Annotated in this window: 8 protein-coding genes; 7 read left to right on the top strand and 1 reads right to left on the bottom strand. The window is 48.2% G+C overall.

Translation table 11 applies throughout. The annotated features are described in order from the left end of the window. The first annotated feature begins 471 nt into the window (after positions 1 to 471). Genes L2D14_00540 through L2D14_00515 form a run of 6 tightly spaced genes read left to right on the top strand, consistent with a single transcriptional unit; the run spans position 472 to position 10,347 of the window. A complete protein-coding gene (locus L2D14_00540) occupies positions 472 to 1,380 on the top strand; it encodes a restriction endonuclease (protein WNJ99930.1) in 909 nt (302 codons plus the stop codon). Positions 1,381 to 1,433: 53 nt separating this feature from the next. After that, positions 1,434 to 4,235 (top strand): DEAD/DEAH box helicase family protein, encoded by a 2,802-nt coding sequence (locus L2D14_00535; GenBank protein WNJ99929.1) that lies wholly within the window; start codon positions 1,434 to 1,436, stop codon positions 4,233 to 4,235. 32 nt (positions 4,236 to 4,267) lie between these two features. Further along, a complete protein-coding gene (locus L2D14_00530) occupies positions 4,268 to 5,950 on the top strand; it encodes a class I SAM-dependent DNA methyltransferase (GenBank protein WNJ99928.1) in 1,683 nt (560 codons plus the stop codon). Next, positions 5,947 to 7,485: a restriction endonuclease subunit S gene (locus L2D14_00525; protein WNJ99927.1), complete on the top strand. Its 1,539-nt coding sequence runs from the start codon at positions 5,947 to 5,949 to the stop codon at positions 7,483 to 7,485. The genes L2D14_00530 and L2D14_00525 overlap by 4 nt, the downstream gene beginning before the upstream one ends. Before the next feature lie 4 nt (positions 7,486 to 7,489). After that, on the top strand, positions 7,490 to 9,292 hold the full coding sequence (locus L2D14_00520) for a restriction system-associated AAA family ATPase (protein ID WNJ99926.1): 1,803 nt from the start codon (positions 7,490 to 7,492) through the stop codon (positions 9,290 to 9,292). Positions 9,293 to 9,333: 41 nt separating this feature from the next. Further along, on the top strand, positions 9,334 to 10,347 hold the full coding sequence (locus L2D14_00515; protein ID WNJ99925.1) for a hypothetical protein: 1,014 nt from the start codon (positions 9,334 to 9,336) through the stop codon (positions 10,345 to 10,347). 148 nt (positions 10,348 to 10,495) lie between these two features. Here L2D14_00515 and L2D14_00510 read toward each other — a convergent pair whose 3' ends face one another. Beyond that, positions 10,496 to 10,942 (bottom strand): lecithin retinol acyltransferase family protein, encoded by a 447-nt coding sequence (locus L2D14_00510; protein WNJ99924.1) that lies wholly within the window; start codon positions 10,940 to 10,942, stop codon positions 10,496 to 10,498. A 75-nt stretch (positions 10,943 to 11,017) separates the two neighbouring features. Between L2D14_00510 and L2D14_00505 the strand changes: the two genes are divergently transcribed. Then, positions 11,018 to 11,386 carry a helix-turn-helix transcriptional regulator gene (locus L2D14_00505; protein WNJ99923.1) on the top strand — a complete coding sequence of 123 codons (369 nt, stop codon included), beginning with the start codon at positions 11,018 to 11,020 and terminating at the stop codon, positions 11,384 to 11,386. Position 11,387: the final 1 nt, after the last annotated feature.

Genomic DNA, 11,387 nt, shown 5'->3' with positions numbered 1-11,387 from the left:
GGATGCGCGAGTCGGGGTGGCCTGCTATCGCGGGGCCCGGGACATCGAGTCGGCCTCTCCACGGCCCTCTGAGGTGTTCCGCGAACTGCCCCTTGCCTTGCGATAGACATCTGGGCGATAGCTCGACGACCTCGCATATGGGTGTTCTTTGTTCGCTCGAAGGGCGGTTCCGCACTTCCTGCGCACTTCAAAATTTGGATTGCCAACCAAAGCCCGCGATAGACGGGGCATTTGAAGTGCCGGCCCCTACGTGGCCAGAGTATGCATGATATCAGGGTGGGGATGGGCTCTTAGCCAGTTGCGATGTCGTGTGCATCAAGGGGACCCAAGCGCGACAACTCTGAATCGATTTTTGGGAATGGCCATCTACCTACATAGTGCTTTATGTTTGGTGTATATAACTCAGGGTAGAAAGAAGCGGCTATCAATTTATTAGGTCGCTACGAATATCGAACATTTAGGGTTAAGTGTATGGTGCCCAATTTCCAAGAACTGATGCGCCCGGTACTCGAAAGCGCTCAACATGGCGAGGTCAAGATTGGGGACGTTGTCGATACGCTGGCAGACAAGTTGTCATTGTCGGAAGAAGATCGAGACAAATTACTCCCCAGCGGGAAGCAGACTCAGTTCGCTAACCGAGTTCACTGGGCCAAGAGTTACTTAAAGCAAGCTGGTCTCGTCCGGACCACAAGGCGTGGGTACTTTATAATCACGGACCGTGGGCGCGCCGCACTGGCTGATGAAAGCACCACAATAGACAGGTCCTACCTCGAGCAGTTCGATGAGTATCAAGAATTCCAAGCTCGAACGCGTGACGTAAGCGACGAGGGTAGCGCAGTCTCCGAAGCGCCAGAAATCGACGCGACGCCGGACGAAGTCTTGAGATCGGCTCATAGGAAAATCAACGCCGCATTAGCGTCTGAGTTGCTGGACCGAGTTCGAGATGAGACGCCAGCATTTTTTGAGAATTTAATCGTCGAACTGCTGTTGGCCATGGGGTATGGCGGCACTTCCGAGGACGCTGGGCGAGCTCTTGGCCAAAGTGGGGATAACGGCGTGGATGGAGTGATTGATCAAGACCCACTTGGCGTCGACCAAATATACATCCAAGCGAAAAAATACGCGGAGGGAAATAACATTGGTGCAGGTGCAATTAGAGACTTCTATGGGGCGCTGAATTTAAAACGAGCGCAGAAGGGCATATTCGTGACAACGTCCTCGTTTAGTCTTGATGCAAAACAAACAGCCAAGGACCTTGGAATGCGCATTGTCTTGATTGATGGCGGGGAGCTTACGCGTTTGATGATCCGTTACAGTATCGGGTGTAGAGACGAAGAAGTTCTGCACCTTAAAAAGGTCGATGAAGATTTCTTTGAATAATCTATTCAAGACTTGGATGGCTGCGATCAAATTGCGCATGGGGAGGTAAGCGCTTGTCAAAGACAGAGGCACAAACCCGTGTCGAACTAATTGATAGGCTTTTGGCACAAGCAGGTTGGAATGTGGATGACCCAACCCAAGTTGTCCAAGAGTTCGATATTTTGACTGGCCTTCCCGACGGTGTAGACGCGCCACGAACTCCTTTTGAAGGTCATCAATTCAGTGACTACGTGCTTCTGGGTAAAGATGGGCAGCCGCTCGCCGTGGTGGAGGCCAAAAAGACATCTAGAGACGCGGGGTTGGGTCGGGAGCAAGCGAAGCAGTATTGTCACAACATTCAGGCCGAAAAGGGGGGAGAGCTTCCCTTTTGTTTCTATACCAATGGGTACGAGACATATTTTTGGGACTTAGGCAATTCCCCGCCCAAGCAGGTGGTCGGATTCCCGACCAGAGATGATTTCGAGCGCTTTGCCTACATCCGGAGGAACCGCAAGCCTCTGACGGAGGCTTTAATCAATACCAATATTGCGGGTCGTGATTATCAAATCAGAGCTATTCGCTCTATCTTGGAAGGTATAGAGCAAAAACGACGGAATTTTTTGCTCGTTATGGCGACGGGTACTGGCAAGACGCGGACATGTATCGCGTTGATAGACGCCCTAATGCGGGCGAGCCACGCAGAGCGCGTACTGTTTCTCGTAGACCGGATTGCTCTGCGCGAACAAGCCTTGGATGCTTTCAAAGAGCATCTTCCCAATGAGCCACGATGGCCCAATGTGGGCGAAAAATTGATCGTAAAAAATCGGAGGATATACGTATCTACCTATCCTTCGATGCTGAATATAATTCGTGGTGAGACCCAAGAAATATCTCCGCACTTTTTCGACCTAATTGTTGTCGATGAGAGCCACCGTTCGATCTACAACGCTTATGGGGAGATTCTTAACTATTTTAAGACAATCACCCTCGGCCTTACTGCAACGCCAACAGACGTTATCGATCATAATACGTTCCAGCTATTTCACTGCGAGGATGGTGTCCCCTCGTTTGCCTATACCTATGAGGAAGCACTCTCCAACAAGCCACCCTATTTGTGTGGTTTCCAGGTCATGAAAATTCAAACCCGATTCCAAATAGAAGGGATCAGCAAGCGAACCATATCATTAGAAGACCAGAAAAGGCTGATACTGGAAGGTAAGGAAATTGAGGAAATCAATTTCGAAGGCACAGCACTAGAGAAGAAAGTTATAAATCGCGGTACCAACGCGCTGATCGTTCGTGAGTTTATGGAAGAGAGCATTAAAGACCCGAATGGTGTTCTTCCGGGAAAGACGATCTTCTTTTGCTCATCCATCCCGCATGCGCGGCGAATGGAGGAAATATTCGATAGTCTTTTTCCACAGTATAAGGGCGAGCTCGCAAAGGTGTTAGTTTCTGACGACTCCCGCGTATACGGCAAGGGCGGTCTCCTGGACCAATTTAAGAACAATGACATGCCGCGCATCGCTATTAGTGTTGGAATGTTGGATACCGGCGTTGATGTGCGTGAAATCGTCAATTTGGTATTTGCAAAGCCGATCTATTCTTACACGCGATTTTGGCAGATGATAGGTCGCGGCACGCGGCTACTAGAAGAGAAAAAAATCAAACCGTGGTGCGTCGAAAAGGATGTATTCCTGATCCTAGATTGTTGGGACAATTTCGAATATTTCAAAGTCGAACCGAAAGGAAAGGACCAGCCGCCACAAGTTCCGTTGCCGGTCCGATTCGTATCATTGCGTATCGATAAAATCGAAAAAGCCATTGATACGGGATTGCATCAGATTGCTGATCGCGAAATTGGCAAACTCAGAATTCAAATCGCGAGTCTTCCCAAAGGATCCGTTGTAATCAAGGAAGCCGCCGCCGCATTGGCTCGTTTAGAAGAGGAAAATTTCTGGATAGCTTTTGACCACCAAAGGATCGAGTTCCTGCGACAAGAGATTAAGCCGTTATTCCGAACAGCGTCGGACGGTGATTTCAAGGCAATGAAATTCAGCAAAGACGTTCTTGAGTATTCTCTGGCGAGGATGAACGACGAAACGGCTCAATCTGAAACATTAAAGGCAGCTATCGTTGAGCAGATCGCAACGCTGCCTCTGAGCATCAGTTTCGTTAGTGTCGAGGAGGTCTTAATCCGATCAGCACAAACCAACCGCTATTGGTCTCAGGCAGACGAAGATGCTTTTGACGACCTAGTTACCAGGCTCGCTCCGCTTATGAAATTCAGAGAGCAGACCGGACCGGATAACGCCCCCGTCCATCTGAATTTGAAAGATGAAATACATAGGAAAGAGTATGTTGAATTTGGGCCGGAGAATGAGGCAGTAAGCGTCTCACGATATCGAGAAATGGTCGAGACGTTGATTTTTGAGCTAATAGAGACGTCGCCCATTCTGCAAAAATTGAAAGACGGTCAGGATATTTCAGCAAGTGAAGCGGACGAGTTAGCCGAGGCTCTCCATGCGGAACATCCGCACATCACGGAAGACTTGCTTCGCCAAGTTTATAAGAACCGTAAAGCACACTTTTTGCAATTTATTCGACACATTCTCGGTATCGAAATTCTAAAAAGCTTCCCAGAGACAGTAAGTGATGCTTTTGAACTATTTATTAAGCAGCACAGCAACCTTTCTAGTCGACAGTTGGAATTTTTGAACTTACTCAAGGGCTATATCATTGAGCGCGAAAAGATCGAGAAGAAGGATCTTATTAACGCGCCGTTCACAATAATCCATCCGCAAGGAATCCGGGGTGTTTTTAGCCCGGCAGAAATCAGCGAAATTTTGCACCTCACGGAACGCTTAGCAGCGTGATGGCGCGCGGCCAGCCACAAGGAATTTGACCTATGCTCCAAAACAACCCCGAGCTAAAAACCAAGATCGATCAACTGTGGGACAAGTTTTGGTCCGGCGGTATTTCCAACCCGCTCACAGCGATCGAGCAAATCACCTACCTGTTGTTCATGAAGCGAATCGACGAGTTGGATAAGAAAAGACAGGCCGATGCTGAGTGGACCGGTGAGCCATACACCTCAAAATTCGAAGGCGTATGGATTCCACCGGAATATCGATCAAAAGACTCCATCGATGAGTTGGACGCTCGAACGGAGATGGTTCATGCCGTTGATAAGAGCTCACTGCGTTGGAGTGAGTTCAAGCATATGCAGGCCGAGGCAATGCTACAGCACGTCCAAAGCAAAGTGTTCCCATTCCTTAAGGACATGAACGGAGCTGAATCGAAATTTACTCATCATATGCGCAATGCAGCGTTCATTATCCCTAAAGCGTCTCTGTTGGTGGAAGCGGTAAAGACGATCGACGAAATCTTCGAGATCATGGAGACGGACTCGCAAGAAAACGGCCAGGCTTTCCAGGACATCCAAGGCGATGTCTATGAAATGCTCCTCAGCGAGATTGCTGCAGCAGGTAAGAACGGACAGTTCCGTACCCCGCGCCATATCATCAAGCTAATGGCTGATCTGGTGCAGCCGCAACTTGGTCATCGAATTGCTGATCCAGCCTGCGGTACAGGCGGTTTTTTGCTTGGCGCGTACCAATATATCGTGACTGAGCTCGCCAAAAAAGCTGGAGCTAAGGAATTGCATCCGGACGAAGACGGCTTTATTCGCACATCCGTGGCGGCGGGGCTTACCGAAAAAACGCAATCCATTCTGCAAGCCTCTCTATTCGGCTACGACATCGATAGTACCATGGTGCGATTGGGGCTGATGAACTTGATGATGCATGGTGTCGATGAGCCCAACATCGATTACAGAGACACCTTGAGCAAAAGCTATGTTGAGGAGGCTGAATACGACATTGTGATGGCTAACCCGCCTTTTACCGGCAGTATCGACAAAGGGGACATCAATGAAAATCTAACCCTCCCCACCACCAAGACTGAATTGCTGTTTGTCGAAAACATCTACCGTCTTTTGAAAAAGGGCGGCACCGGTTGCGTTATCGTGCCGCAAGGCGTGCTGTTCAGTTCGGGCGGGGCGTTCAAGAGCCTGCGCCAGATGCTGGTCGAGCGATGCGACCTCAAAGCCGTTATTACCATGCCGAGCGGAGTGTTTAAGCCTTACGCCGGAGTCAGTACCGCGATCCTGCTTTTCACGAAAGTCTGGGGAGCGGAAGACAAGGTAGCTAAGCCGGCCACTGAAAATATTTGGTTTTATGGCATGCAGTCAGATGGATATTCGCTTGATGATAAGCGCAGCAAACAAGTTGGCTATGGCGACCTGCAAGAAATTGTCGCTCGATACAATGCCCGCAATCCCGAAACTGACACCGACCGCACGCAGAAATATTTCATGGTGCCTCGCGCAGACATCGAGGAGGAAGGGTATGACCTGTCGCTATCTCGATACAAAGAGGATGTGTTTGAAGAAGTGGAATATGAGGCGCCAGAAGTAATTTTACAACGGTTGCTAGCGAATGAAGTAGGTGCAATGGATCATGTGGACCTGAGAAATATCCAGAGCGGGATTGTGCGCGAGCTCATTGAGTTGCAAAGGATACTGGGATGACATGGGCCCGACGATCACTAGGATCATTATTCAAGAAATCTGGAACTGAGAGAGCAGGAAGTGGTGAATATCCAGTTTTATCGATCACAATGAAGGATGGCCTGGTTGATCAGGCTGAGAAGTTCAAAAAACGCGTAGCGAGTCGTGACACAGCGAAGTACTTGGTTGCCTACAAAAATGAACTTGTGGTCGGGTTCCCTATTGATGAGGGAGTGCTTGGATTTCAAACGAAATATCCAGCTGGGATCGTGAGCCCAGCTTACAAAATCTGGAAGCTTATCGATAATGCCGAGGCGCACATACCATACCTCGAGCGCTATTTGCGCTCAAATCAGGCACGTCGAATATACGCATCAAAAATGCGGGGAGCTGTTGCCAGAAGGCGCAGCCTGACCACTGCAGACTTCTTGGCAATACAGATCCCTTTTCCACCTCTCGATGACCAAAAGCGCATCGCATATCTGCTGAATAAGCTAGAAGATCTAATTGCCCAGAGAGTGCGTCACCTGAATGATCTCGACGATCTGCTAAAGAGCGTCTTTATAGAAATGTTCGGTGATCCTGTATTGAATAAAAAAAATTGGGAACTGGGGACATCGAGAGAGTATGCCGAGAAGGTGACTGTCGGTGTTGTGGTGAAACCTGCTTCGCATTATGCCGAAAATGGCGTAATCGCGCTAAGGTCCCTGAACATAAAAGCAAATTATATAGATTTGAATGATTTAGTTTTTTTCTCACAGGAAGCTCACGACAGTGTTCTGTCTAAATCGCGTCTCCAAGCCGATGACATAGTGATTGTGCGAACCGGGAAAACTGGAACAGCAGCCGTCGTACCCAAGGAACTTGATGGCGCAAATTGCATTGATCTCATCATTGTCCGACCTAGACGCGAGAGACTTCATCCACTGTATTTAACTTGCCTACTCAACTCTGAGCGAGGTATGGCGATGGTCGCATCACGCGAGGTTGGTGGAATTCAGAAACATTTTAATGTCGGTGCATTAAATAAAATTCCGTTTCCATTACCCCCCATCGATCTTCAGAACCAATTCGCCGAGATAGTTGAGAAAATCGAAGCTCTCAAATCCCGTTATCAGCAAAGCAGGAATGATTTAGAAGACCTTTACGGCGCTTTGAGCCAGAGGGCATTCAAGGGAGTGCTGGGCCTGTCTCGTGTCCCGTTACATCAAGAAACTAATTTCGCAGATCATATTGAAGAGCATGAAGAGTACGAGACATCTCTTTCTATAGAAGGCGCCCCGATGGACTCGCGAGATGGCCGTGAGCGGCTGCTGCGCCAATGGTTCGACGAACTAATGCAAGGCCCGGATAGCGGCACTGATTTGTCGTTTGATGCCTTCTGGCAGAATGTGCAATTTCGGGCACTCGAGTACATGGGGGAGGAAAATCGCCCCTTTTCCTCACGCGAATATGAAACTTTTCGTGATTGGGTGTTCGAAGAAATTGCGAACGGAAAAATCAGTCAAGCATTTATCGAAGATGAGAATCTTGTAAGACTGCAAGTGGTTGATTGAAATCATGCGACTGATTCGTCTCAAGATTACGGGTCCCGAGGGATTTAGAAGTTTACGAGCTGGGTTTGAGTGTACTTTCCGGCGTGAATGGGATTTGCAGGATGAGACTGGTAAATCCTATGAATTTGAGCCGTTCATTTGCGCCGGGCCCAATGGCAGCGGAAAGTCGAACATCTTAGAGGCATTGGCCGCAATCTTCTATCAGCTCGAATTGCTGCGGGTTCAGCGAAGTTATCTCCCAATGGCGCTTATGCCTTCGGAACACGACGACGACCCCGTCACTGAAGCATTCGAGCCAAACGGCTTCGAGCTCGAATATTTAGTTAAAGTGCCAAGCGAAATCCAGAAGTCGGATGTTACGCACGCGCATGTTCGAGTGATCAAAGATCCTAGTCGTTCGCTTGAAATGAATTGGGTCAATATGTCCGATTTTGTATCGGACAATGCGGTATCACTTGCTGAAGTCGAATCGTTAGCGGAAGTCGAGAGGCTAAGTGATATCGGTGGGATAAGTTCGCGCGAACGTAACTTCTTGCTACCCCAATTTGTCCTTGGTTACTCCTCTGGTGAAAACGAAATTCTCAGTCTCCCATTTTTTAAAATGCGATTTATCCAATTTGATGAATATTGGAACAGCCTAAAAGAACAACTCGACTATCCCGGCAAGCCAGAAACCCGTCTGGCCTATATGGATAACTCTTTCAGTCAGGCAATTTTGCTTTGTAATTTGCTGTTTCGGACGGGCGAAGAACTGCAGCCGCTTTGCGAGGAATTGAAGTTGCAGGGTTTGAGGCAGTTTCAAATTGTTATCAGGCGAACAATCGACATTCCCCTCGAAGTCGTTGATGAGTTTGGTCTCGAACATCCGGCTGTTTCATTTGATCAGGAAGAGAGAACGGCAACATTAAATTTGTTGGAACTTTTAGATGCCCCGGCAGAAGAAGAGAGTAGACTAAACCGAATCCTCTCGCGCTTAAGGCGTTGTGCGACTTGTAGCTTTGAGGAAGAGGAGACGGGTAGCCTCTATCTTGACTATCTCGTGAATGAGGCAACCAAGGATGCGTTCAAAGCGAATTTTCAAGGAGGCGCGGTCGAATTGTTCCAGGCGCTTCAAGTTCTCCTGGCTCTCAACTATTACTCAGTAAGCGAAGATCTCAAAACAGACCTTTATCGGTCCAACAGTCATTATGTGAATGAGACCGTTCCTGTCCTCGCTTCAGATGAGCGCATCATGCGCATTAAGCACTTTTGGATGACAAAGGCAGATTTAGATAAGCCCATTCTCTTAAAGAGTTTTTCTGATGGCGAGCACCAGTTGTTGCACAGCATTGGGCTAAGCCTTTTGTTTAAAGATGCCAACGCTATTTTCTTGTTGGACGAGCCGGAAACGCATTTTAACCCGGATTGGAGATCCAGCTATGTCACGCGGCTTCGCCAGTGCTTCGCTGCAGACAGCGATGGGCACGAGCGGGAAATGCTCATTACAACACACAGCCCATTCTTGATTTCCGACAGTCGCGCCGAGCGAGTTTTGGTATTTAAGAACGTCGATGGGCAAGTCTCAGTAAGTCGACCCAATTATCAAACATTGGGTGCGTCAGTAAACAAGATCACCATCAAAACCTTCGGGAAAAGCGAAACTATCGGAGGGGTGGCGGAATCCAAGATAGAGGCGTTGAGGCAGCGGCTTGAAGATGGAGAAGACAAAGATCAACTCCTTGCAGAGTTGAATGACGGATTAGGCGAATCCGTTGAGAAAATGATTCTTATCAAGACGGTCCTCGACAGGATGGAGAGCGAGGCCTGATGCTGTGTCCTTATCAATTCGTGCCACACCAGATGGACAGGATGCATGAGTTTATCGATTGCATCTTCGGAGTCTGGTGTGCTGCACCGGGGGGCGCACCATACAGCCTCGACCTATTTAACGGGAATGCCGAACTTCGAGAAGTAATGGATGCTTTTGATGTTTCTGATGCTTATGGTGCCGATCTCTTTAATGGACACGTCCAGCAAATATACGAGATATTTGCGACGCTGACGGCGGGCGAAATCGCCCAAATTTCGTCATGGTACTCAGGGAACAACGATCTAGAAGCAGTTTGCGCCAACGATCCCACTAACCAAATCGCAAGGTACGCAGATATCAAGGCGATGAATGAGGGTCTCGCAGAACTACTTGGAGAATTTTTTAAAGCCCTTTATTCCGAACGGGTGCTTGGATTGGCCGCGCTGAAAGAAAAAATTGGAGATATCAAGGATCATTACAAATCATTCGTTGCGGTAAATAACGAGGGAAAATGCCCTTTTTGTGGGCTGTCAGACATGAAAAGCGAAAACCACGAGAAGCGGGAAGCATACGACCATTTTCTGCCACAAGCTCTCTATCCATTCAACACCGTCAATTTTCGAAACCTGGCCCCCACGTGTCACGAGTGTAATACAACTTATAAACTCGCAAAGGATCCTGCGATCAGAAATGGAGTTAGGCGAAAATCTTTTTATCCCTACTCGGCGATTCCGTCGGGCCTTGAGATTACTATCACAATTAACTCCAACGACTTTCAGAAAATCTCAGTCGATGAAATAGCACTCGAATACGGCCCAGTGGCCAAAAGTGAAGAGATTGATACTTGGCGGGATCTTTACTCGATTGATGAGCGTTACAAAGCAAAGTGCTGTGGAACTAATGACGGTAAGTATTGGATAGTTCAAATTTTGGATGAGTGGACAATCGATGGACGCTTGCCGCAAGACTATTTGGACACGCTTGCGAGACATGCAGCGAGATCGCCTTTGGCAGACAGTAATTTTCTAAAAAAAACTTTCCTTGAAGGCTGTAAGAACGCGGGAGCTTTTTAGGTCAAATATTTTCGTTTCTGTCGGCTCAACACAGAAAACTACGCGGACCGTTTCGTTAATATTATAGACAACCTTCCCGACGAGAACCTGTAAATTCTGACAGGTGAAGATCATGGGCTTGAGAGTGGGAGGAGGCGCTAGCTAACAACTAGTCGGTCGCGTGCGCCAACAACAGCCCACCAATGCCAAGTACTCCTGCTAACAGCAGTACTTCTCGTGTGCCGCCATTCTTTGACATGGCTATTACGGCGCCCAGACAAGCTCCTGTGGCGCCATATTTTGCTTGTTTGCTCTTCGCTACACCATCGACCAAGTAGTTGGCGAAGTGCTCGCAATTGAAACCAGTCAGCGAATATGGCTTTCCCACGAGGCTTTCTGCAAACGCCCACATGTTCGCGACGTCGATAGGTGTACTCGGCGGCGAATGGTAAACCTTACGCCCATCTGAAAATGCGTCGAGGGGCTCGATGCTCACACAGCGGTTTTTCTTGGAATTGTGAGCCACCATTCCGTTGCCAAGATATCGTCCGTGGTGGCGGATTGGGAAAAGATTGACCCAGACACGAGAGCCTATTTCTATTTCATTTATAGCCATGCCGTTATATCCTTTGTTATGGTTTCGACTTAAAAATACTATATGCATTATAATCATATATGCGGAATAATGTAAATGGAAAACTTAAAACCAGGTACAACCTATGCTGCTGTTCTTGGGCGGGTGCTGGCGCATCATCGTGAAGAATCAGGTATGGAACAAAAAGAGTTAGCGTCGAAGTTGAATTTGGGACAATCCGCATGGTCGAGAATAGAGCGTGGAGATTCAGTTATAAATGTGGAGCAACTGAGGTCTGTCGCTGAAGTGTTTGGTGTTTCCGCAAACAAATTGATTGCAGAAGCAGACGAGGCGGCGGATGCATTAGCTGCGAGAGACGTGCAGGTGCAAACGGCAAAATCCATGAAGAATGGGAATGATGCTATCGCACTTATTGGATTAGCAGCACTGACTGCCCTTGTATTTGCGGCCCTGAGTAAAAAATGAC

The organism is Thalassospiraceae bacterium LMO-JJ14, from assembly GCA_021555105.2.
In the GTDB taxonomy this organism is placed as follows: domain Bacteria; phylum Pseudomonadota; class Alphaproteobacteria; order Rhodospirillales; family Casp-alpha2; genus UBA4479.
This window is presented reverse-complemented; position numbering and strand designations above follow the sequence as displayed.